Source organism: Streptococcus ruminantium (assembly GCF_003609975.1).
GTDB classification, from domain to species: Bacteria; Bacillota; Bacilli; order Lactobacillales; family Streptococcaceae; genus Streptococcus; species Streptococcus ruminantium.
Genome location: NZ_AP018400.1, coordinates 406,071 through 429,112, shown reverse-complemented (window position 1 = coordinate 429,112; position 23,042 = coordinate 406,071). Strand labels below are relative to the sequence as shown.

At 38.9% G+C, this 23,042-nt stretch carries 20 protein-coding genes and 2 pseudogenes; 1 reads left to right on the top strand and 21 read right to left on the bottom strand.

Going from position 1 to position 23,042, the window contains the following annotated elements; all coding sequences use genetic code 11:
• Positions 1–123: 123 nt before the first annotated feature.
• From SR187_RS02245 to SR187_RS02150, 20 genes and pseudogenes are all read right to left on the bottom strand, one after another.
• A complete protein-coding gene (locus tag SR187_RS02245) occupies positions 124–2,823 on the bottom strand; it encodes a TOTE conflict system archaeo-eukaryotic primase domain-containing protein (RefSeq protein ID WP_120171372.1) in 2,700 nt (899 codons plus the stop codon).
• 70 nt (positions 2,824–2,893) lie between these two features.
• A pseudogene (locus SR187_RS02240) lies at positions 2,894–4,468 on the bottom strand (hypothetical protein).
• Positions 4,469–4,535: 67 nt separating this feature from the next.
• The gene (gene dcm, locus SR187_RS02235; RefSeq protein ID WP_120171371.1) at positions 4,536–5,768 is read right to left on the bottom strand and encodes a DNA cytosine methyltransferase; all 1,233 of its coding nucleotides are present in this window, start codon (positions 5,766–5,768) and stop codon (positions 4,536–4,538) included.
• 84 nt (positions 5,769–5,852) lie between these two features.
• Positions 5,853–7,013, bottom strand: coding sequence for a hypothetical protein (locus SR187_RS02230; RefSeq protein ID WP_120171370.1), 1,161 nt, complete (start codon positions 7,011–7,013; stop codon positions 5,853–5,855).
• A complete protein-coding gene (locus SR187_RS02225) occupies positions 7,010–7,969 on the bottom strand; it encodes a hypothetical protein (RefSeq protein ID WP_120171369.1) in 960 nt (319 codons plus the stop codon). The genes SR187_RS02230 and SR187_RS02225 overlap by 4 nt, the downstream gene beginning before the upstream one ends.
• Positions 7,970–8,054: 85 nt before the next feature.
• Positions 8,055–10,706: a valine--tRNA ligase gene (locus tag SR187_RS02220; protein ID WP_120171368.1), complete on the bottom strand. Its 2,652-nt coding sequence runs from the start codon at positions 10,704–10,706 to the stop codon at positions 8,055–8,057.
• Positions 10,707–10,732: 26 nt separating this feature from the next.
• The gene (locus SR187_RS02215) at positions 10,733–12,007 is read right to left on the bottom strand and encodes a hypothetical protein (protein WP_120171367.1); all 1,275 of its coding nucleotides are present in this window, start codon (positions 12,005–12,007) and stop codon (positions 10,733–10,735) included.
• A gap of 35 nt (positions 12,008–12,042) precedes the next feature.
• Positions 12,043–12,615 carry a shikimate kinase gene (locus tag SR187_RS02210; RefSeq protein ID WP_120171366.1) on the bottom strand — a complete coding sequence of 191 codons (573 nt, stop codon included), beginning with the start codon at positions 12,613–12,615 and terminating at the stop codon, positions 12,043–12,045.
• A complete protein-coding gene (locus SR187_RS02205) occupies positions 12,612–13,001 on the bottom strand; it encodes a VOC family protein (RefSeq protein ID WP_120171365.1) in 390 nt (129 codons plus the stop codon). The genes SR187_RS02210 and SR187_RS02205 overlap by 4 nt, the downstream gene beginning before the upstream one ends.
• A 254-nt stretch (positions 13,002–13,255) precedes the next feature.
• A pseudogene (locus tag SR187_RS02200) lies at positions 13,256–13,339 on the bottom strand (helicase); the annotation flags it as partial.
• Between the two features lie 37 nt (positions 13,340–13,376).
• Positions 13,377–13,952 carry a DEAD/DEAH box helicase family protein gene (locus SR187_RS02195; RefSeq protein WP_120171364.1) on the bottom strand — a complete coding sequence of 192 codons (576 nt, stop codon included), beginning with the start codon at positions 13,950–13,952 and terminating at the stop codon, positions 13,377–13,379.
• Positions 13,949–14,338 carry a VOC family protein gene (locus SR187_RS02190; RefSeq protein ID WP_120171363.1) on the bottom strand — a complete coding sequence of 130 codons (390 nt, stop codon included), beginning with the start codon at positions 14,336–14,338 and terminating at the stop codon, positions 13,949–13,951. The genes SR187_RS02195 and SR187_RS02190 overlap by 4 nt, the downstream gene beginning before the upstream one ends.
• 258 nt (positions 14,339–14,596) lie before the next feature.
• Positions 14,597–14,983, bottom strand: a complete 387-nt coding sequence (locus SR187_RS02185) for a helix-hairpin-helix domain-containing protein (protein ID WP_120171362.1) — start codon at positions 14,981–14,983, stop codon at positions 14,597–14,599.
• An 18-nt stretch (positions 14,984–15,001) separates the two neighbouring features.
• Positions 15,002–15,256 (bottom strand): DUF1912 family protein, encoded by a 255-nt coding sequence (locus SR187_RS02180; RefSeq protein ID WP_024532106.1) that lies wholly within the window; start codon positions 15,254–15,256, stop codon positions 15,002–15,004.
• 364 nt (positions 15,257–15,620) lie between these two features.
• Positions 15,621–16,622, bottom strand: coding sequence for an aldose epimerase family protein (locus tag SR187_RS02175; protein ID WP_120171361.1), 1,002 nt, complete (start codon positions 16,620–16,622; stop codon positions 15,621–15,623).
• Positions 16,623–16,836: 214 nt separating this feature from the next.
• Positions 16,837–17,235, bottom strand: a complete 399-nt coding sequence (locus SR187_RS02170; RefSeq protein ID WP_024532104.1) for a PTS sugar transporter subunit IIA — start codon at positions 17,233–17,235, stop codon at positions 16,837–16,839.
• Entirely contained in the window at positions 17,235–18,053 is an 819-nt protein-coding gene (locus SR187_RS02165; RefSeq protein WP_024532103.1) for a PTS system mannose/fructose/sorbose family transporter subunit IID, read from the bottom strand. The genes SR187_RS02170 and SR187_RS02165 overlap by 1 nt, the downstream gene beginning before the upstream one ends.
• The gene (locus SR187_RS02160) at positions 18,040–18,942 is read right to left on the bottom strand and encodes a PTS mannose/fructose/sorbose/N-acetylgalactosamine transporter subunit IIC (RefSeq protein WP_162497000.1); all 903 of its coding nucleotides are present in this window, start codon (positions 18,940–18,942) and stop codon (positions 18,040–18,042) included. Before SR187_RS02160 ends, SR187_RS02165 begins: the two co-directional genes overlap by 14 nt.
• A 39-nt stretch (positions 18,943–18,981) precedes the next feature.
• On the bottom strand, positions 18,982–19,467 hold the full coding sequence (locus tag SR187_RS02155; RefSeq protein WP_024532101.1) for a PTS system mannose/fructose/N-acetylgalactosamine-transporter subunit IIB: 486 nt from the start codon (positions 19,465–19,467) through the stop codon (positions 18,982–18,984).
• A 56-nt stretch (positions 19,468–19,523) separates the two neighbouring features.
• Positions 19,524–21,305, bottom strand: a complete 1,782-nt coding sequence (locus SR187_RS02150; RefSeq protein WP_120171359.1) for a glycoside hydrolase family 35 protein — start codon at positions 21,303–21,305, stop codon at positions 19,524–19,526.
• A gap of 219 nt (positions 21,306–21,524) precedes the next feature.
• Between SR187_RS02150 and SR187_RS02145 the strand changes: the two genes are divergently transcribed.
• Positions 21,525–22,235 carry a GntR family transcriptional regulator gene (locus tag SR187_RS02145; protein WP_120171358.1) on the top strand — a complete coding sequence of 237 codons (711 nt, stop codon included), beginning with the start codon at positions 21,525–21,527 and terminating at the stop codon, positions 22,233–22,235.
• A 36-nt stretch (positions 22,236–22,271) separates the two neighbouring features.
• On the opposite strand, the gene SR187_RS02140 is transcribed toward SR187_RS02145, so the two are convergent.
• Positions 22,272–23,003 (bottom strand): GntR family transcriptional regulator, encoded by a 732-nt coding sequence (locus tag SR187_RS02140; protein WP_024532098.1) that lies wholly within the window; start codon positions 23,001–23,003, stop codon positions 22,272–22,274.
• Positions 23,004–23,042 lie beyond the last annotated feature (39 nt).

The following is a 23,042-nucleotide window of genomic DNA, read 5'->3' as shown; positions in this document are numbered from 1 at the left end:
ACCACAAAACCCAACCTTTTTAGGTTGGGCGTATTATCTTGTTCTACCTACTTAACCAGTTTTTTCATCTCTTCAATCCGTCCTACTATCACATCATATTTATTGTCATGGATCTCAAAATTTTTATTCTTCATTAAATTTTTCAAGCAACTCAGTTGCAATCGATTGACTTTCCAATCTCAACAAACTAGCTTGATCATCCGAATGATATGTAAAAGGGGATAAATTGCCATACCAAACGAGATTACTATCTAAGATGACTGTGGTCGTACCAATCCTTTCTGGTAAAAGCTTCACCTTCACATTGTCACTGTTTACCCCCGTCAGCCACTCGCTTAACTTATGGCTTTTGGAAATATGAATAACGACTTGTTTTCCTAGGAGCAGTCCCAATAATTCTTGAATCCTACTAGAAGTGAACGAATGCAATTGTAAATAGACTGTTGAACGTGTGTTCAGCAAATCCTCTCTAAATTTCTCCTCGTAGTCCCTACCACTGAATAATACTTGGATTTGTTCTTTCTCTCCAACCTGATAGGCCATTTTTCGATAGGCTATCTGACGTTTCTGGTACATTTTTTCAAGATAAGGAACGTGTATATCTAGATAATCAACTATTCTCACCTCAGTTTTGCCTTGATAGGGACGGTGAAGTCGCCCTGCATACTGTATGAGATTATTTTTCCAAGACAAAGGAGCTGCCAAAATTAGTGTATCCAACTTTGGCATATCGAAGCCCTCTCCAATAAATTTTCCTGTTGAAATGAGGACAAATGGACTATTCTCATCTAGCTCACTGATTCTTTTCAGGAGTTCTTTCGTATCTCTTCTTTTACTCGCTCCACTCAGACAAAAAATATTGGTCATTTCTTTTTCAATAAGTAGCTTTTCCAATAGTTCTATATGTTCTCGTCGATTGACTAAGACAAGTATGTTTCGTTTTTCTTGATATAGTTTGAAAATATCTTGCACAATCAAAGTATTGCGATGTAAATCTTTGGCAAGCCAATCATTAAGGGCTGAAAAGTTCGTACTATTCGACTGTTCCAAGTCCAATTTCCCAAAAGATGTTAGACGGAGTAGTAACCTCTTTTTAAAATCGTATTGACCTGATTGAGCAGTATGTAAAATTGGACCAATACGTTGAAAGACAGTCGGTTGATGTCCATTTTTACGCTCTGGCGTTGCTGTTAGGCCATATAGATATTGACCAGCAAATTGAGCAACTACTTTTTCAAACTGCAAGGCTGTCACATGATGGCATTCATCCACAATCATCATATCGTAGTCCGACAAAAAGTCGGAAATAGCGTCCAATTGGAAGAGGGATTGAATCATAACCACATCCACCAATTTACTCCTCCATTTTTTAGAAGCCCCATATTGCCCAATATGCCCTATTACTTTTACACACCCTGAAGGAGTATAGCGAACCGCCTCTTTCTCTTCAATCTCTAAAAATTCACCCAACCTTTCCAACCACTGCTCCATCAGTTGACGATTATGAACTAAGATAATCGTTCGGCATTTCCTTTGTGCAATCAATGATGCCCCTAAAACTGTCTTCCCGAAACCTGTTTCAGCGCATAGCAAGCCATTCTCACTAGCTAATAAATCTGCCAAAGCAATCTCCTGCTCAAAACGTAAGATCCCTTTGAAAGAAATCTGAATCGGAGATAGAATGTTGCGATTATCCGTAACAATTACTGTTTCAAATATTTCTTGTAAGCTTGCAAGTATTCCTCTTGGAAGATGCAATGCTTCGCTTGTTTCTTCAAATAAATAGATGCGTTCTGGAGTCTGATAGGTTGGTTGTCTGGTCGCTTGTTTTAGATAAAATTCAGGATTAGGAAAAGATGCCAGCTTTCTCAATAAATAATTTGTTTTTGAAGAAATAGCCCTCTTCTCAACTCGAATAACGTTTGATAAGCTACAATCTAATACTGTATCATCTACAGAATCCGAAAACTCCTGTCCTAAGAAATCTAGAATTTTCTTCTGTCCAATCTTTTGAACCTGTTGAAGATAGGTCCATTGTTCAGAAAAGGGCTGAAAATGTTTATCAACAAAAACGGTTCTTCCCTTCTTGAAAGCTTCCCCTTGTAAGGGCAGTGCGATAAGATTGCCAAATCCTCCCTTTGGCAGAATATCTTGATTTGGAAACATACGGTCAAATGAAGAAAAGCGAATATCTTTTGACTCCTGCATAGCCAATTCCAGCAGTCTTTTTCCAACATTTCTCGCCTGCTGACAAGCAATTTCTTCCTCGAAGAAAAACCAGAGATGAGCACCATTGTCCGAACGAGAGATTTCGATATGCCCCTCAAAACCATGTTGTTCTGCTGTATCTCTTAGAATGGAGACCTCTTCTCTCCAATTATTTTTATCAAAATCAATCGCCAAAAAGGAACACGTGTCTGATAAACTCATTGGAAAGATGCCAATACTGATATCGCCACGTAGGTGAGCCAATAATACCTGTTTGGTCAAGGGTTGACAAGTTCTCTTTTCAACAGGAAGTTTTTTCCAACCATAGTTGTAAGAAGGAAAATAGTTGATTTTTCCATTTTCATCAATATAAGATTTCGCATAAACATCTACACGTCCCTTAAATAGGCTGAACAGAATGGAGAGTTTTTCATCGGTACTTAGTTGATGTTTTTGTTCTTCAAAGTAATCATACAAATGCTTATCACTTATCAGAAATTGCTGATTGCTATCTTGAAATTGCATTAAATTCAGAATCTTAGCGGTAGCATAATAGGGAAAACGAGCAAGATGCTTTGCAACCTTACCCGTTAATTTTTCATAATAATAAGACATGTGAGTTCCTCCAAATTGCCTATCGAGACTATCAATCAAGATGATATTTTTTACATCGTATACGCTAATACTATTTCCTAGTTACCCAACCAATCGCATCTGCTGGTGGATTTTCCGTATCAATCCAAATAAATTCGATACCGATTTCGCCATTTTTAAATTTGGTTAATCGAATACCATTTATTTCCAGAGATTCTAATTTCTTCCCTGTCAGTACTTCACGCTCAGCCAGTTGAAAAACACCTCTCAGCAACCATTCACCAAGAATATCTTGCCTATCCACTGACTGAATAGCCTTGCCTGATTCTTGATTGATGTAGGCTTCAATAGCATCTCCTGATGGTAGAAAACGAAGCGTAAAAGTTCGTTCTTCTTTCGATAGAGCCAATTTTTTGCCTGTTTCATCAAATGTCCCAACATTGTGACCGAAAAAGTCTGGTCGAGCATCATGAAACTTTTTAGAATCAGGCAGGGGAATATAAACCTCGCTGACAGGACGATAAACCAATTTCTCCAGTTTTTCAGATAATCTCTCAATCCCTGACTCTTAAGCAAAACTCATCAAGTCCGAGCGAATTTTCTTCATCTCAGCTTTTTCTTCTTTAGTAGACCACTTTTTCAATAAAATTTCTTCCAAGGAATAGGTCACAAATGCCAACTCTTCAGAAGTGAGTTGACTAGCAAACTCCTCTTGGATTTTTTGAATTCGAGTTAGTCTATCCTTTTTAGCTAATTTTGCTCCACCATTGAAAGCATTGAAACCTGAATTTTCTTCAACATGACCATGCTTGTCTGTAATGACCCATGTCACCGTATCAATAACTTGATTTTCTTTCACATCCGCAGATAGTGTGTGGAGATTTTCAAAAATATAAAATGGATCTTCCACATAGTCCACATCCCAGGTATCCACTACTATCTCTTTGTTATGGAAGGTCATGTGAAGCTGGCTCTCTGCTGCCGTATATTTATAGTCATGCTGGCCATCTGTAAAAGCAAAATTTGTCGGAGTTTTTAAACTGGTCGCTCCCTTAATCTGTAAATTTTCGACATCAATAGGAAGGTAACTGGTTTCTCCTACAAAAATTTGTGGCTTGGCTCCCTTTGCAGTTGGCATTAAGACATGGTAAACCGATTCCACGGTTGAGTCCGATGCAAAACCACGAATTTGTGCTTTCGAGGATTCAATCCGCTGGTTACGCAAGAGAAAAATTTCCTTGGCCAGTTTCAAGTAAAGTGTCTGATTATTTTTATCTGCCGTTGCTTTATCTGGAGCAATCATCGCATTAAACTTAATTTCTTGTAAAATCTCGGTCCAGCCCTGCGAATCTTTCTTGAACTGGGCAACTTTCTGGTCCCCCGATTGAATCCCAAATGACTTTATGCCAACTAGGTATTTGTGCTGGCTATCCACCATAACTGAGGCATCAAAAGAAGTGTTGGCAATATCTTCACCTACAGCTTGAAAGGCTCTCTGAAAGACTGTTTCTTGGAACTTGGAATTGATAATCGGAGCTACATAATTGAATGTTGCATTTTCCTCATCTGTTTCAGACTTTTGCGAAAAAGCCTCGCTCAAGCTCGCAAAGTTAGTAATCAATGTCCGATACTTTTCCTTCTGCTCTGCTTTTAATTTTTCCCACATAGACTCTACCTCTTTTTTCTAATCATAGTATAGCAAAAGAAGACTAGATTTTCACTAGTCCCCTTGCTTAATTATTCGTAACAGCGATGCTATAAAATTCCAAATGACCACCTTTTTTGACCAAGCGTAGATAGTCTTCGTCTGACAAAATTCCTAAACCGTCATTGTAGCTATCTAACTTAGCAATCGCTTCGTCATAGGTCGCAACAAAGTCTTTCACATAAGACTGCCCTTCAAACTGACCATTCATCTTGGTATAGATGATAGCGACATTTCCAGTTCGTTCCAACTGTGACGGTCCGGAGGACGTTTTCAACGCTTCGGCAATCTTATCCGCAATCCGCTTGATAACTGGTACAACAACGCTGTTGCCAGCCTGTTTGTAGAGCTGCCCGTTGGAAACACCTTCCGGAATTTTGAAGGTCTTTGGATAACCTTGAACGTTAAAGGTTTCTTTCGGTGTTAGCTTACGAATTTCTCCAGTATCAGTCAAGATGAGGGGAACATTATGCCCAACTGTTCCCATGTTAGCTGTCAAGGTTGGTACGACACCATTTTTATTTTCCCTTACATACTGGCGTCGCCACTGGTAAACCGTATCCTGGCTGGTAACAGACTCTTTCAACTGGTCAAAGAAAGGTTGTTTCCCTTGACGATAATAGTAATTCTCCTCTGGTTTTGCCCCAAAATCAATAACATCTTGAAGCCCAGTGGTCAGCTTGATTTCCTCTGGAAACTCAAATTTGTCATAGGCTTCCTTGTTATCAAAGCCAACAATATAGATCCGCTCGCGGTTCTGCGGGATGTTCCCGTAGTCCTTGCCATTCAAGACTTTCCACTTGATAAAGTAGTTGTTCTCAGTCAAGGCTTCACGGATAACCTTGAAGGTATTGCCGTGGTCATGAGAAACCATATTTTTCACATTCTCGACAAAAATCGCCTTGGGTTTCTTGGCTTCTATCATCCGAAGCAACTCAAAGAAAAGGTCGCCACGGTCATCTTCAAAGCCCTTGCGGTAGCCTGCGATACTAAAGGCCTGACACGGAAAGCCTCCGACAATCACATCGACTGTTTCCGAAGGAATTTCCTCTGGCAAAACTGCGTGAATATCACGCCCGTCCAGATAAGTATCTGGGTAATTCAACTGATAAGTCTGTCTGGCATACTTATCAAACTCGTTAGCATACACCACTCTGAACTCGTTGGTCTGCTCAAAGCCCAACTCAATTCCACCAACACCAGAAAAGAATGCTGCAATAGCAAACTTCCCCTGCTGGCGTGAACTTACAGAATTTGTCATGTAAGCACCTGCTTTCTAGGAAATTATTTAACTAGGATAGTATACCATTTTTACAAAATAATTACTTTTCTAGAATATAAGTATTCATTTTAAAGTTATCAAAAAACGAATTCCAAGTGCAAATAACAGAAGAGCTAATAATAAATTATACGAATTGCGATACATTGGCTTGTTGATAAATTTATTAAATTCATCTTCTGATACTAACATTTGATTAACATAGAAATCTTTTAAGGATAGATATTGTTTTCTAATAGTTTTGATATCTAAATTAAACATTGTCATTATAATAATCAATGCCCCTAATAGAAGAAGCAATAATAATTGTGTCTTTTCAGAATTTGAAAAAATAATCCTATGAAATAATCCTGGACCTCCACTTTCTTTAATAAAGTCAAAAATTATTAGTGAAAAAGCTGTCAACCAACCAAAAAGCTTAGTATTTAAACTTGAATTATAGTTTTTAACTTCTGTAGAAATTTTAATAAAATCATCCTTTAAACTACTTTGTAACTCAAAATATTTGTCCGTTTTTCCACTGATAATTCTATTAAAAATAGACTCTGATTGACTTTTTAGTAACCTAAATTCCTTTAGTTGTTTTTGTTTAGCAATTAATGTTCTAACAATTTGTAACTTTACTTTATATGCTTCTCTATATTCTTGACTATTAATTATCCAATCGTAAATCTCCAATAAACCGTTCTCTAAATTCTTATCTCCAAATTTACTTTCAAATAAGAATACCTCTTGCTCACCTTCAAAAGAGAATTCTAACTTATCCTGTCTTCTTCTGGTTTTACTCGATAAAAGTAGCAGTATGTAAATGTCTATAAGGTGTTTTACTCTCTCACTTTTAGCTTCATACCCATCCTTAGATAATAGAGCCAAAGAAATATTTAACTTTTTAAACTCAATACCATCAATAATATTAGAACGAACAATCTTCAAATAAATCTCCGAATCAGCTCCATTATAAAAATTTATAAAACTATTTGTTTCATAATCAAAATATTCTATTTGAGTATAATCTTTGCAACTTAATTTATCAAATATTTGTTGCAAAGAGTGAGTAATCTCATCAATAAATTCCTCTTCAAAAAGCCAAATATTTTCTTGATTATAGATGAAATACCCTTCCTTTTTTAATTTACCAATTTGTTTTTGCTCAAGTAGATTTTTTATTGCGGAGCTGGTATCTATTATTGCTACCGTATTTTGCCATTGTTTAACTATATTACTCATTCTTCTATACCTAGATTTTGTAATACTTGTGGGCGGTAAAGTTCCTGAATGTTTAGTTCTAATTTTCCTGTCGCACTATTGTATTCCACCTCTTGTCGTTTCCTCATCTCAATGATATTATCCGTATAGATAGTTGTAATATTAGATACTGGCAGAGACTTTTTAAAGTGCTTAATTATCATTTTCTTCGATATATCGAATTCCGAATCTAAATCTAATGACTTTTCAGAGAAGATTTCACACTCATCATTAGTATCTATTAATTCTGCTTGAACCAACTTATTGGTTAGAGTAATCTTATCAAATGAGCTACTTTCAAAAACATACTCTAATGATAAATCTTTAATATCTTCATAATTTTCTTTCTTAATAAGTTTTGTTGAAAAAAGTAAATTATTATTAATTAATTTGATTAAAGTATCCGTATTATTATCACTATTTCTGAACAACTTTAAATCTAGAAATTTATTATACCAAAATTTTGCAGCAGTATTACTCTTATCAATAATTGTTATATCATTAAAATCATTATTAAAAATACATATCTTATAATAGCTATTATCTAAACCCAAATCTTGTCTGATTGCAAATGTCTCTGGGTCAATTGCATTAGTGGACTCCAGTTTAATCAATTTGATACTACTACCAATTTGCTCAACAAATAGAAAGCCTGTACGAATCGTTTCATTTCGTCTGCCATCCTCGTTTGTTTCAGCACTTAATAATTTGTCTGCAAATTTTTTAAAATTAAATGTATCTTTTGCAACACAATTTTTGAACTCATACAATACTGAAGAATTCGTTTGTTTTTCAGTAGGTAAAATACATTTCACAGAAAGATGTGAACGCTTATTCCCTATTAAAAAATTAAATAACTCTCTAATATTTTTTATTTTGTTCGCATCAAGCTTACGTTCTGTTACTATTTTGTCAATTACATAAACTTTTATAGTCATGATTAGTACCTCATTAAATATAATTACATTCTCATTATACCACAAAACCCAGCCATTTTAGGCTGGGCTTTTTATCGTATTCTACCTACTTAACCAGTTTTTTCATTTCTTCAATACGTCCTACTGTGGCATCGTATTTGGATTGGTAGTCGGCTTGTTTGGCTTTTTCTTTTTGGACGACTTCTGGTTTGGCGTTAGCAACAAATCGTTCGTTGCTGAGTTTTTTGCCGACCATGTCGAGTTCTTTTTGCCATTTGGCGAGTTCTTTATTAAGGCGAGCCAATTCTTCTTCCACGTTGAGGAGGTCTGCTAGTGGAAGGAAGATTTCTGCGCCTGTGATAACGGCTGACATGGCCAATTCTGGTGTTGCAAGACTTGATGAAATTTCCAGAATTTCTGGATTTGTGAAACGTTTGATGTAGTTGACGTTGTTATTAAAGAAGTTTTCTAAATCACTATCGCTTGTCTTCACAAGAATAGTGATTGGTTTGCTTGGGGCAACATTAACTTCTGCCCTGCTATTTCGCACAGAACGAATCAAGTCTTTCAAACTTTCCACACCTTTATGAGCAGCTTCATTTTCAAAGGCAGGATTCACCGTTGGGTAGACCGCTATTACGATAGAGCCTTCAGCGTATTGTCCAAAGATTTCTTCTGTAACGAATGGCATGATTGGGTGGAGGAGGCGAAGAATCTTATCAAGCGTGTAAAGAAGAACGGAGCGAGTGATAACTTTCTCATCTTCGTTGTCGCTGTAAAGAACTTCCTTAGTCAACTCAACATACCAGTTGGCAAATTCTTCCCAAATGAAGTTGTAAAGGATGTGACCAGCAACCCCAAACTCAAACTTGTCAAAGTTTTCAGTGACCTTAGCAATGGTCTCATTGAGGTTGTGCAGAATCCAGCGGTCCGTCACGTTCCCAGCTCCGCCATTGGCCACCAAAGCCACATTGGCAGTCGCCTGCTCCAGGCTGAGCCCCTCATTGTTCATGAGGATGTAGCGGGAAATGTTCCAGATTTTGTTGATGAAGTTCCATGAGGCATCCATCTTCTCGTAGGAGAAACGGACATCCTGTCCTGGGGCAGAGCCGTTAGACAAGAACCAACGAAGGGCGTCGGCACCGTACTTCTCGATGACATCCATTGGGTCGATACCATTTCCAAGAGATTTAGACATCTTGCGCCCTTCCTCATCACGAATGAGTCCGTGGATAAGGACGTTTTGGAATGGCTGGCGCCCAGTAAATTCAAGAGATTGGAAAATCATACGTGACACCCAGAAGAAAATGATGTCGTAACCAGTCACCAAGGTTGAAGTTGGGAAGTAACGTTTGAAGTCTTCCGCATCGACATCAGGCCAACCCATGGTTGAGAATGGCCAAAGGGCAGAGCTAAACCATGTGTCAAGCACATCTTCATCCTGTTTCCAACCATCACCTGCCGGCGCTTCTTCGCCAACGTACATGTCACCTGCTTCATTGTACCAGGCAGGGATTTGGTGCCCCCACCAAAGTTGGCGAGAGATTACCCAGTCATGCACATTTTCCATCCATTTGAGAAAGGTGTCATTGAAACGTGGTGGGTAGAATTCTACCTTGTCTTCTGTATCTTGATTGGCAATAGCATTCTTAGCCAACTGATCCATCTTGACGAACCATTGTGTTGACAAGCGTGGCTCGACTACCACACCTGTACGCTCAGAGTGTCCAACAGAATGCACACGGTTTTCGATTTCCACTAAGGCTCCAAGTTCTTGCAACTTAGCAACCGTTGCCTTACGTGCTTCAAAGCGGTCCATGCCTGCAAATTCACCTGCCAACTCGTTCATGGTGCCGTCATCATTCATAACATTGACTTGTGGCAGATTGTGGCGTTGACCGACAAGGAAGTCATTTGGATCGTGGGCCGGTGTGATTTTCACAACCCCTGTACCAAATTCAGGATCTGCGTGCTCATCCGCAACGATTGGGATTAACTTATTCACGATTGGGAGAATAACGTTTTTACCAATCAAGTCCTTGTAACGAGGATCTTCCGGATTTACGGCAACGGCAACGTCTCCAAACATGGTTTCTGGTCGCGTTGTTGCTACTTGAAGGGCGCGCGAGCCATCTTCCAACATATAATTCATGTGGTAGAAGGCACCTTCAACGTCCTTGTGGATAACTTCGATATCTGAAAGGGCAGTACGAGCTGCTGGGTCCCAGTTGATGATAAACTCACCGCGGTAAATCCAGCCTTTTTTGTAGAGGTCAACAAAGACCTTGCGAACAGCTTTTGAGAGGCCTTCATCAAGGGTGAAACGCTCACGTGAGTAATCCACAGAGAGACCCATCTTTCCCCATTGTTCTTTTATGGTTGTCGCATACTCATCTTTCCACTCCCAGACCTTCTCTAGGAATTTTTCACGACCGAGGTCATAACGGGTAATGCCTTGCTCACGCAGGCGCTCCTCAACCTTAGCCTGCGTCGCAATCCCTGCGTGGTCCATACCTGGCAACCAGATCGTATCAAAGCCCTGCATGCGCTTTTGACGGATAATAATATCCTGCAAAGTCGTGTCCCAAGCGTGGCCAAGGTGGAGTTTACCTGTCACGTTTGGCGGTGGAATCACGATGGAATAAGGTTTCGCCTTCTTGTCGCCTGACGGCTTAAAAACATCTTGGTCAATCCAAGATTGGTAACGACCAGCCTCAACCTCGGCTGGATTGTATTTTGGTGAAAGTTCTTTTGACATTTTGTTGTCCTTTCTATCATTTCTTATTAAATATATTTACTAAATACTTTTCTTAAATCATTTCTAATTTGCGTTTTAACATGCTTAACTTCATTTGGATGCTCTATGATAGCTTTAGAAATAGTCACATAACGTTTCAAATAAACTTCAATAACTCTAAGGGGGAAATCAACCATCTTTATATTTTTTTGTAAATAAATTATTAAATCGTCAATATATTGAACAATCATTTCTCGGTTAATCGGTTCGCTTTCAAATCGCTCAATATATTTTCCTATCTCTGTTTCCTGATAGTTCCTTATATTTCCTATAAAGTATTCCCGCTCCTTTGGAGCCCCCTCACAATTCGTGTACCAATCGTCTTTTAAATACTTATTGATCACCATCAATAAGTCAATCAGTATCTCTGGAGTTTGATCATAGTCTTGCTTGCTGTCTAGACCAATTGAACGACTCAAGGCTGCTTCAATATTATCTTCTCCTAATAGTACAGATAATTTTAATAATTTATTTTCTCCTGCTGTTCTCCAATATTGCTTGTGATTTGAAAAAAAATCTATAAACTTATTGAAAAAAATTGATTCATGCAATGAATGTTGTAATTGAATATGATATATTTCAATCACATGGTTCAAACTATTTTCAACAATGTTATTTAAAATGCGTCTTTTTAGTACTCCGCTAATATAGCTTAAATCTTCTCCGTCAACCACCCTATAGTGAATTAGGTTATTTCCAACATGATACTGAAAATAAATCTGTTCCTCTAGATATGTTCTACACTCAATAATCGCTGACTCAAGTTTATCGGAGTCAAATCTAAAAATACAGTCGCCAGAAACAGCATTTCCAACAAACTCCTCTTGAAAACTTTCATTTTCTACATTTTGATAGTATACCGTAATATTAGTTAGAGGGGCACTTTCTCTGAGGAATAATCTAATTACTGAAAATTTTCCTTGTAATTCCACCAAGAACAAAGGTCGCACAACTGCATGTTCTCGCTCTCTTTGTTCTAAGTAAAGTTGTTCCTGCTTTTCTTTTTCTTGTTTTATTTCTTTATTTTTATTGTTTATCTCTATTTGATTCTGCCAATAAAAGACCAGAAAAGTTGTCAATACTGTAATTACCGACAACATCACTTCAAAATAACTCTTATTACCATCTGATGAAAAATATAACTTTATATCTCCCAAAAAGGAAAACTCATTTAGAGAATGTTCTAACAACGGCAAGGCAATCAGAAAAATAATCACAATAAAAATAATAAAACTAATTATTCTGTTTAAATTCTTTTTCATATAATCTCCATGAGATAGTCAGTCCCTTGGACTGGCTATTTCATTTCCTCCTGTTCAATTTCCTTCATTTTTTGAACAATGAGTAGGGCCACTTCCTTGGCCGCAAGGCAAGTATTGTTGATTTTGTGATAATGTCTGAACTGTTCCGGAGCCTTCTCTGGATTAAAGTTTGCAAATTTAACGGTATCAAGAATATCTTTTTCAGACCATTCGAGGTTCCTCTTCCAAGGTTTATGTTGCAGACGATTCTCAGTCACATTTCTTCTTAATCGTTCTTGCAGGTCTGTTTCAAGTTCAATAAATAGAACATCTCGTTTCCAGTTATGAAAAATATTTTGAATCTTCTCTAAGAAAGCAATATCAACTGGATTATTGAAGTCAATAACAATTGTAAAAATCATTCCTACATTAGTTTTTGCAGAAGTCTCAAAAAACTTCAATCGAATATCATCTATTAACTCTCTTGCTTCAATTGACATTGGAAAAAATTTAGTCACAAAATCAATTGATTCATGATTGTGAAACAAAACCAATTCAGTTAATTTTTCAACTTCCTGCCCAATGGTCATCTTACCAGAAGCTTGTGCCCCGATAATTATTAAATTCATCCCTTGTCCCCCACTAATTCTATCTTCACTCTGTCTGGATCTTCCAGATAAAGAGCATAATGCCCATCTCCTCCTGCATGAGGATAGCAGTCATCATAAAGCAGTTTGACTCGTCTGCTCAAAAATTCCTTCCGCCATTGGTCAATCTCATCAGGTGTTCCCGCATGAAAGGCTAGATGATTGAGACCTGTACGGCACCGGTGATAACCTGCCTCTAGGAAGTCCTCTGGCGTTTGGACAAAGACAAAGTACTGCTCTGCTTTTTTATAAGACAGCCCTTTATCCCACTCCTGATAGAGCGAGTAGCCCAGCTTAGTCAGAAGAAAATCGTAAAATGCACGCGAGGTTTCCAAGTCTGAAACACATATTTCAACATGATGTAACATATCTTCTCCTTTCCAAATGAAAATCCCTGCCTAGACTTGCTAGACAGGGACGAATTTCTTTCGATTTCCGCGGTACCACCCTTGTTCAGATAAATTATCTGCACTTTGCTTATTTGATTCACATCATCAGCAACCAGTTTTGACATTTGTGCGGATTTCTCAGTACCACCGCTTCCTGTGACAAATGGGGCTCAAAACACCTCTGAATGTATTTATTTTAGCAGATTTCTTCGTGCAAAGCAAACAGATTGAGATTATTTTTTCAACTTAATTCCTAATTCTTTTAGTTGCTTAATCGTTGCAGGACCAATCCCTTTAAGAGCTAGCAATTCTTTTTCATATAATCTCCATGAGATAGTCAGTCCTTTGGGCTGGCTATTTCGTTTGTTCTTGCTCAAGCTCCTCCATTTTTTGGATAATCAGTTGAGCTACGTCATTGGCAGAAAGATGAGTATTATTAATTTTGAGATAATGCTGAATCCCCTCTGGAATGCCTAATGAGATATATCGACATGTATCAGCTGTAGAGAGAATCTCAGCCTCTGAAACTTCAATGTGTCGTTTCAAAGGTTTATGGGTAAGTCGATTTTCTGTCCGATTACGCCGCAGACGTTCTTCCAAAGCAGTTTCCAACTCAACAAATAAAATTTCCTGACCATGATGATGAAAAATCGTCTGAACAGTTGTAAGGAATTGAACATCTATGAGATTTTTAAAATTAATCAAGGCAGTTCCAATTAGTGGGCGACCTGACCTAGCAAACACATCATAAACAGCAAATGTAATACGTGTATTGAGGTCAAACATATCCTCAGAAAATTCAGGAATAAAACGTAGGCTAAAATCAATCGAATCGTGATTATGAAAGAGGGTCATCCCTGTCAATTTCGCAACTTCCTGCCCAACGGTCATCTTGCCAGAAGCTTGTGCTCCAATAATAATTAGATTCATACTCCCTCCCCCACCAACTCAATCTTAATCCCATCAGGATCTTCCAGATAGAGGGCATAGTGGTCTGGTCCTCCTGCATGTGGATAGCGGTCATCGTAGAGCAGTTTGACTCGTCTGCTCAAAAATTCCTTCCGCCATTGGTCAATCTCATCCGGTGTTCCCGCATGAAAAGCTAGATGATTGAGACCTGTACGGCACCGGTGATAACCTGCCTCTAGGAAGTCCTCTGGTGTTTGGACAAAGACCAGGTATTGCTCTGCTTTTTTATAAGACAGCCCTTTATCCCACTCCTGATAGAGCGAGTAGCCTAGCTTGGTCAGGAGAAAATCGTAAAATGCACGTGAGGTTTCCAAGTCTGAAACATATATTTCAACATGATGTAACATATCTTCTCCTTTCCAAATGAAAATCCCTGCCTAGACTTGCTAGACAGGGACGAATTTCTTTCGATTTCCGCGGTACCACCCACATTCGGAACAATTCTGCTCCGCTACTCATACTATTTAATTTCACACTTCAGCAACTAGTTTTGACATTCGTGCGGATTTCTCAGCAACACCGCTTTCTGTGACAAATGAAGCCCAAAACACCTCTGAATGTATTTATTTTAGCAGATTTCTTCGTGCAAAGCAAACAGATTGAGATTATTTTTTCAACTTAATTCCTAATTCTTTTAGTTGCTTAATCGTTGCAGGACCAATCCCTTTAAGAGCTAGCAATTCTTTCTCTGTATGGTCAGAAAAATCTGCCACTGATTGGATACCAGCTTCATAGAAAGTCTCCAAACGTGTAGCTGCTACCCCTTCTAACTCAGGAAGAGCCAAGAATTCCCCCAAAGAATGAGGAGAGGAGCTTACCTCTGCTATCACTTCTTTCACTTGTTCAACAGCTTGTTCCACAACAGCTTCAGCCTTGTGAGCCACAGTTTCTACAACTCCACGCGCAGCTTCCAGACCTGTACGACCTACACGCTTCAGATCTGCCAACTGCTTTTTCAATCGCTTCTTACGATTTACTTTTTTCTTTGCCAAATTTTCTATCCTCGCTCCTTAATAATGTTTCTGACCAAATAACCCATCTGGTAGATCATGAAATCCTTTACCTGCATGGTAATTGGCAAACTTCCCTTGAATGAAACGATAGGCATCCAGTTTGCTCTCGTAACGGATATAAGCATCCGCAGCTCGCTCATCTCCATCTTCTTCCAACACACGCCGACTTTCTTCCACCGCCATCTCATTAACCATGACCTGAGTGTTGACCCAAGCTTCAAATTCTTTTAAAAATTCGTGTTCTTTTGTCATTTTCATCCTCTTTTGTAGTCTTCATAATTTGCTTTTGGAAGTTAGAGATAGAGGGAAACATTCGCATTAAAAATAGACCTAACTTGGTATCTCATCGCATTCCCAAGTATTGACCCAAAACAATCGACTGAACGAACTGTTTCAGTCAAGCAAGACGATTTCAAATCATATCAAATGACTCGAAGTTAATCTAAAAAACAAAGCTTCCCCGTTCACCAAAGGAATAACATATAAACCGAATGACTATCTCTGCTTCATATAGAAGCGCACCGGTACATTATACCATAAATTCTAAAAAATAAAAGACTTCTCCGAAGAAAATAGAAAGAAAACCCTAACCACCATGCAGTTAGAGTTTCCAAAATTACCAAATAAAGCGATAAACAGTCTGAGATAAAAAAGGCTCATCCTTTTTCAGCAAAATAGAACCAAATCCTTCCTGATTACAAGCATTTGGCAAAGCTTGACATTCTAGACTAAAGGCACCGTGATAAGCCGCCAAAGCCGTAACAGGAAAATTGTAGGTATAGATAACAACCGATGATTGATTGGTTCTAACGCTAAGCCCAATTTTCCCATCTGGACTCAAAACTTCTACCGGAATATCCACCTCTTCCAATAACCATGGGTGGTCATAACCTTTTACCAACTCATTTTGGGGATATTGGCTATCAAATCCCTGAGCAAAAGGCGCAAAATCTCTAAAGTCAAACGGAGTTCCCGTCACACCTTCTAAGACACCCATTGGTAGGTTATCCTCCCCAAGTGGAGCATAATGATTCGCAGCAATTTTAATACGGTGTTCGGCTACAGACTGCTGAAAATCTCCCGTCAGATTAAAATAGATATGATTGGTCGGATTAAAAATTGTATCCTTGTCTGCCGCTGCTTTATAATCAATTTTCACTTCATTCTGATTTGTTAAAGTATAGATCGCTTTCACTCTCACATCACCTGGAAAGCCATTAAAACCATCTTTCAGGACAATCCCAAAGGTTACTTGATTTTTGTCATGATCTAGTTCAACATCCCAGTATTGTTGATTAGCTGTGTCAATCCCACCATGCAGGGTGCGACCCGGTTCATTTTCTGTAAAGTGGTAGATTGTTCCATTTATATCAGCTCGTGCACCTGAAATTCGTCCCGCTACCGGAACAATGGTCGATCCGGGATACAAGTCTGTCTCACGATAATGCCTAGCTGAGCTAGCAGCTAGACTAACATTGCGCAAACCTCCATTGTCCTCAACCGGCAGAAGCACCTCTACCACCCTAGCACCAAAATCCGTCAGTGTAACATACATACCATTCTTATTTTTCAAGCAATAGAGCCTAGCTTTCTCGCCAAATTCTTTTACTTCAATCATATGTCCTCCTCCATAGACCAAATGAGGGAGCCACTATTGTAACTCCCTCAGGATACTTAAAGTCTGCCCCACAGCAGCTATTCTATAAATTTAGAGAGTCGCTCCACAGGAGCTACCTCGCTCTCTTGTTTCTAGGCTCGGGCTAAAAAGCTCCACAGGAGCTACCTCGCTCTCTTGTTTCTAGGCTCGGGCTAAAAAGCTCCACAGGAGCTTTTTACTCCTCTTCATCGCTAGTCATCAAGAGGCTATTGACATGGATAAGGTTACTTGTACCAAAGTCCACATAGTCTACAGACTCACCGAGAAGAACGCCATTCAAGAAACCGATAACCATCGGCATATTCATTCCGGCATAGAGATCGAACTGCTCACCTTCCAGCAACTTACGAGATACAACATTTGCAGGAGTACCCCCTAACAAATCTGCGAATACAACAAATTCTTCTAGTCTTGCAATGGTCTCTTCAAATTTTCTCTGGAAGTCCTCTGGACCCTCTTCGGGTAAAAGAGCTACTGTATAGATATCCTCTTGAGGTCCCATTATCATCTCAGTAGATTTTTTTAGCTCTTCACAGAAGAGACCGTGGCTTACTAATACTAAACTTTTAGTCATTATGCCATACCAAATCCAAAATGTCCAATTGCTGAAAACGCAAGCGCAAGAACAATGATAAGCAAGATTGCTTTAGTTGAGGTCATCCCACGACGACCGAGCAACCAGAAGACAAAACCTGTGAAGAGCGCTGGAACCAGACGTGGAAAAATCTGATTGAGCAAGTCTTGAATGTCAATCGTTTTTTCACCAATGGCCGGAGCCCAGGTCACTTCAAAGTTAATCATTGTTGCAATCAAAGCTCCCATCATAAAGACTCCCATTACAGATGCTGCATCAACAAGAGCTGTCAAACGATCACGCATGGTAGTAATAAGCTTGGTACCTTCTTTATAGGCAATCTCTAGTTGTTTCCAACGGAAAATATCATAACCAATGGCCACTGCCACCCAAAGGAAAATCCCTATCGGAGAGCCTTCTTTACCCATAGTAGCTGCAATCGTTCCCATGATAGCTGGCACCAATGAACCGAAGATGGAATCCCCAATAGGCGCAAACGGTCCCATCAAACCAGTCTTAATACCGTTAACCGCATCCTTAGAAGCTACACCGTCGCTTTCTTCCAAAGCAAGATCAATACCTGTGATAATCGTATGGAAAAAATTGGAGGTATTAAAGAACTGCGTATGAAGTTTCATCATCTCTTTCAACTCCGGTGTACCATCTCCATACATTTTACGCAATTGTGGCAAAATCATATAAAGGTAGCCTGAAGCCTGCATACGCTCATAGTTCCAACCAAGTTGGAAAGTAAATAAGCTACGTTTGTTAATTTGATTAAAATCTTCTTTTGTCAGTTTATAATTAGAGTTCGTCATCTTCAATTTCCCCACTTTCTGCATTTGATGGAGCTACCATAGTTACTTTTTGACTATTTTTAAAATGAAGTACTGAAAGAAAGGCTCCAACAATGGCAATACCAATCATTGATAGACCTTTGAAGTTGTTCACAAACGCGACACCTGCATCCTTAGGGAGAGCACCAATAATACCAGTAACTGCACCTCCCAAGGCTGAAACATTACCATAAAGCACCGTCAACATAGCCGTGAGGGCAAAACCAACAGCCAAGTAATGAAGATTACGTTTAAGAGGAAGGTAGTGCAACAAGATTGCAAAACCAAGACCTGGAAGCATACGAGATGCAAGAGTTAAGCCTGCCGCAATCCATTTATAATCCGGTTGCTCAATTGTAGCAACAAGGGTTTCAACAAGCCCACCACCAAATTGGAGAGCTAGAAAGACTGGAAGGGCACGAGACAGAGCCCAAGGAATCGCACCAAGAAGGTAGTTACGTTCAATACTAGCATAGTCAAAACGTTCAATAGCCGCGTCTACACGATGTGCAAAGAATGTGGTTGTAAAACGACCAAGAATATCTGTATAAACCAATAGTCCCGCCACCGGTACGCCAATTGTTGCAATCGCAAGTTCAGGGTTAATTCCTTGTGATACCGAAAATGCTGTTGCCAATACCGCACCAGAAGTCGCATCTATGCGAGAAGCTCCTCCGAAAGTCCCAACTCCCAATACCAGTAACTGGAGAGAAGCACCAATCGCCAACCCTGTTGCCATGTCTCCCATAACCAAACCGGTGATAAAACCCGCAAAAATCGGTGAACCTGCTGACGATACAATTGTCAACTCATCACAAATCTGGTAAGCAGAGTAGAGCGTTAGAAGTAATATTTGCCACCATTGCATAATAGTGATCCTCCTTTAAAATTTTTCAAAAATATCCAAATGTTATCTAACCTTATCCAAAAGTGGCATAAAGTCTCTGGGTGAGTCACCTGGTACCATTTGTGCAAATAATTTTACACCCCTAGCAGCCAAGGCATCAAAATCTGCAATATCTTTATCCACGACATTGATGGAACGAGTGACTGAACGAGTCTCTGGAGATTGAGACATATTTCCTACATTCAATTCTGGAAGAGCCACTCCGTACTCTATCAAGCGGAGAAAATTTTCTGGACGACGAGCAACAATCAAGAGACGTTGACTATCATACTTGCCTTCCCTAATATTATTAGCTGCTTTTTCGATAGGTAAAACAGATAATTTTACTCCCGGTGGGCAAGCTAATTTCAAACCTTGCTTTTCAATATCATTTTGAGCAACCGCATCGTCAATAACCATGATACGACTAATATTTAATTTCGTTGTCCACAAGTTAGCAACCTGACCATGAATTAAACGACCATCAATACGTGTAGCAATAATTGCCATACAATGTTCTCCTTTTCTTCATAAATCTTTATAAATTTTGTACTAGATATCCACTTTTAAAGTGTCTCTACATCTTTATAAACAGGTTTCTGCGAAAAAGTAATACTCTCTCTATATCTTCCCTCCGTCTCGAAGACGATTATCTCATTCACTCCTTTCTTTAGATATCCTTTTGGAATATAGAGATAGAGGATCGGTCCTTTTTCCCAAAAACGTCCAATATTTATATTATTAACAAATACAGCTCCCTTACCAAAACCTGTCATGTCTAGGTAAGTATCAGTCAAATCATCCAACTCAAACTCATATAGATAAAAAGCAGGTTGACCTTTCTCCCATCCCCGACTGAAATCAAGATTTTCGATGGAATCAAATGGCAATAAGTAGGTCTCCCAGTGACCAATGAAATGCAAGTCCACCATGGCTCCTCGACCTAATCCTTTCGATTGTGTTGGAGCTGTCAGCTTATGACCATAGTTGACACGTCCCATATTTTCCACCAAAATGGCCAATTCTAGTTGATCTTTCTCAAATTCCAACTCAATATTTTCGCCAATTTCGGACTGACACTGAGTCGCAATCCATCGACCATCTGCATAAACTTGAATACGATCACGCGCATCTATCACGCGGAGAATTTCTGTTCCAACTTTATCCCGTTCTAATTTTGTCCTATACAGAATATAACCTGTTGATTGACCAAGTTTCTCCATGTTTTGAGGGTAAAAACTCATTTTGCAATCGCTTACATAATCTAGCGCAGCAAACAAACTTACTTTATCTTTAAGAGTTACCTTCGGAAAAGCTGTCATTTCTTTAACAAGTGGTTCGGCATATTCTAACTCCGGAAAGACTGTCTTCAAACGAGACTGTAAGACAAAGAATTTCTTAGTCGGATTTCCAGCTTCATCCAGAATAGCATCATAATCATAAGAAGTCACTTGCGGCAAATCAATTTGACCACGAGCTGAACAACCATTCATAAAGCCGAAATTTGTTCCACCGTGGAACATATAAAGATTCAATGAACCCAATTCAAGGCATTCCATAACCGAATCAACCATCTCATCAGGATCTCGCCGAATAATCTCCTCACCCCAACGATTGAACCACCCATCCCAAAATTCCATACACATGAGCGGCCACCTTTTTCCGTGTTCAGCAAAAAATGCTTGCAAGACAGCAAAATTTTCCTTAGCCTTAGAACCAAAGTTTCCAGAGACAAAGACATCGTCCTCTATCAAGGTCCCAGCTCGAAGTGTGGCATGCCAAGAACCATCTGAGGTAAAAAAGGGAGCTGTCAAGCCATATTTTCTCATCAAGTTGTTAACGGCTCGCAGATACTCCTTCTCCTCACCGTAAGAACCATATTCATTTTCCACTTGAAACATGAGAATATTTCCACCCTGTGCAAGCTGAAGTTTAGCTAACTTAGGAAGTAGAGAAGCGTAATATTCATCCACGTGCTGTAAGTACGCAGAGTCACTCGAACGTACTCTTACTTCTTCCTTCATCAACCAAGCAGGAAGACCTCCCCATTCCCATTCTGCACAGATATAAGGAGAAGGACGTACAATTGCATAAAGTCCCAGTTCTTGAGCTAATTTTAAAAATCGCTCAACATCCAGTATCCCTTCATAATGAAATTCTCCTTTCCGTGGTTCGTGCATGTTCCAAGGAATATAGGTTTCAACTGTGTTAAACCCCAAGGCTTTTAAATTATACAAAGAATGGTACCAATCATCAGGATGAACTCGAAAATAATGAATTGCTCCAGATAAAATCTTAAAGGCTTCACCATTTAAATAGAATTGTTCTTTAATACAGAATTCTTTCATTCCCCCTCCTGTGCAACCGCTTACTTTCTGTTAATATATTAACATTATTTTGTGGTTATGTCCAGTTGTTTCTTTAAAATTTTTTATTTTTTTACTATTTTATCTTCCACTCTTATATACAAAGGACTTATAGTCGCTTTCTTATTTATTTTTTACTATATTTTTTGATTTTCACTAGCAAATTTAGTATAATAATTCCTGGGAAGGAAGGAATAAATAATGAAAGTACCTAAGTATCAACTTGTACAAAATGACTTACGACAACAGATTATCTCTGGTAAATTTGAAAATGGTGACAAATTTTATACAGAAGCTGAGTTAACCAGATTATTTAACGTTAGCTCCATCACTGTTATCCGTGCGGTAAATGAGTTGGTTAAAGACGGCTACCTCGTTCGCCAACAAGGTAAAGGAACCTTTGTATCACGCTCACGCAAAGGACGTCTTGTGGAATTTTCTGACATTGAAATCTTCTCAATGGACAAAGATACCGTCCTTGTCCTTTCATGCGAAAAAGGCAATAAATCTGATATTCTCGAAAAACTCAATCTGGACAAAAATGATTTTTACTACAAAATTATTCGTATCCGCTCGACAGAAAACACTCCCTATATCCTCCATAACTCATATATCCCACAACGATATATCCAAAATCCAGATGCCCCACTTGAACACTACCAATCCATCTACCAACGCTTTAAGCTAGACTATAATATTCATATGTCCGAAGAACCATTTATAGAAACAAATGAAATTATCAATCCCTGTCCGAAAGAAGTTGCTCAATACTTAAACTTGAAATCGACAGAACCTGTTGTCCTCCAAAACAAGACAACGACAAACAATGCCAGTGGCGAAGTGATGGAATATACTGAGACCTATAAGCATTGGAAATACTATAAATTTGAGATTATAGCTAATCGCCGCTAAACAAAAAACGCAGACCCATCTGCGTTTTTTTATTGTCTAATAGCCTCTTTGATGGATAATTTTATAACGAAACTGATCAGCTCTAGCTATACTAAATGTAAATTCTATCATCCTATTCTTATCATTGTAGGTTTTCCGAACCAAATGAAGTACAGGAGCGTTACTAGGAATTCCTAATATTTTAGCTTCATTATCTAGCGCAATACTAGCATAAAACTCCTCCTCCGCCAGGCGAATGGTCTGTCCATAATCCTCCGAAAAAATCTCATACAAAGGCTTTTCCTTCATTCGTTGAGCTGTTAATCCAGAAAATAGTGACACCGGCACATAGGTTCGTTCCAGCATCATTGGAACCTCATCCGCAAGTCTTAATCTTTCAATTTCAAGAACCTCTTCCCCAAAACTGACCTGTAGATGTTGTGCAATATAGTCCGTAGCCTTGACCAATTCAAAAGATAAAATCGATGTCCGCGGCACCTTACCAATCTCTTTCATCTGCTCAGTAAAACTATAAGCCTGAGATAGATCAACCGCGGCTTTTGAAATTTCAGACACATAAGTTCCCTTACCATGTTTCTTATAGACTAGTCCACGTTTTTCTAGTTCCTGCAAAGCCAAACGGACCGTAATTCGACTAACACCATAAACCTGCGTCAGCTCACGCTCTGAAAATAACTTATCATTCGGAGCCATTCTGTCACGAATAGCCACTTCTAATTCATCTACTAACTGTAAATAAAGAGGTTTTTCAACAACTTGACGCACCATAAGTCCTCCCTTCTAGCCTATATAAACTTATAGGTTTAT

Coding starts and splice junctions, on each gene's coding strand:
- SR187_RS02245 (WP_120171372.1), bottom strand. CDS start 2,823: ATGTCTTATTATTATGAAAAATTAACGGGTAAGGTTGCAAAGCATCTT.
- dcm (WP_120171371.1), bottom strand. CDS start 5,768: ATGACAAATTCTGTAAGTTCACGCCAGCAGGGGAAGTTTGCTATTGCA.
- SR187_RS02230 (WP_120171370.1), bottom strand. CDS start 7,013: ATGAGTAATATAGTTAAACAATGGCAAAATACGGTAGCAATAATAGAT.
- SR187_RS02225 (WP_120171369.1), bottom strand. CDS start 7,969: ATGACTATAAAAGTTTATGTAATTGACAAAATAGTAACAGAACGTAAG.
- SR187_RS02220 (WP_120171368.1), bottom strand. CDS start 10,706: ATGTCAAAAGAACTTTCACCAAAATACAATCCAGCCGAGGTTGAGGCT.
- SR187_RS02215 (WP_120171367.1), bottom strand. CDS start 12,007: ATGAAAAAGAATTTAAACAGAATAATTAGTTTTATTATTTTTATTGTG.
- SR187_RS02210 (WP_120171366.1), bottom strand. CDS start 12,615: ATGAATTTAATAATTATCGGGGCACAAGCTTCTGGTAAGATGACCATT.
- SR187_RS02205 (WP_120171365.1), bottom strand. CDS start 13,001: ATGTTACATCATGTTGAAATATGTGTTTCAGACTTGGAAACCTCGCGT.
- SR187_RS02195 (WP_120171364.1), bottom strand. CDS start 13,952: ATGAATCTAATTATTATTGGAGCACAAGCTTCTGGCAAGATGACCGTT.
- SR187_RS02190 (WP_120171363.1), bottom strand. CDS start 14,338: ATGTTACATCATGTTGAAATATATGTTTCAGACTTGGAAACCTCACGT.
- SR187_RS02180 (WP_024532106.1), bottom strand. CDS start 15,256: ATGACAAAAGAACACGAATTTTTAAAAGAATTTGAAGCTTGGGTCAAC.
- SR187_RS02175 (WP_120171361.1), bottom strand. CDS start 16,622: ATGATTGAAGTAAAAGAATTTGGCGAGAAAGCTAGGCTCTATTGCTTG.
- SR187_RS02170 (WP_024532104.1), bottom strand. CDS start 17,235: ATGACTAAAAGTTTAGTATTAGTAAGCCACGGTCTCTTCTGTGAAGAG.
- SR187_RS02165 (WP_024532103.1), bottom strand. CDS start 18,053: ATGACGAACTCTAATTATAAACTGACAAAAGAAGATTTTAATCAAATT.
- SR187_RS02155 (WP_024532101.1), bottom strand. CDS start 19,467: ATGGCAATTATTGCTACACGTATTGATGGTCGTTTAATTCATGGTCAG.
- SR187_RS02150 (WP_120171359.1), bottom strand. CDS start 21,305: ATGAAAGAATTCTGTATTAAAGAACAATTCTATTTAAATGGTGAAGCC.
- SR187_RS02145 (WP_120171358.1), top strand. CDS start 21,525: ATGAAAGTACCTAAGTATCAACTTGTACAAAATGACTTACGACAACAG.
- SR187_RS02140 (WP_024532098.1), bottom strand. CDS start 23,003: ATGGTGCGTCAAGTTGTTGAAAAACCTCTTTATTTACAGTTAGTAGAT.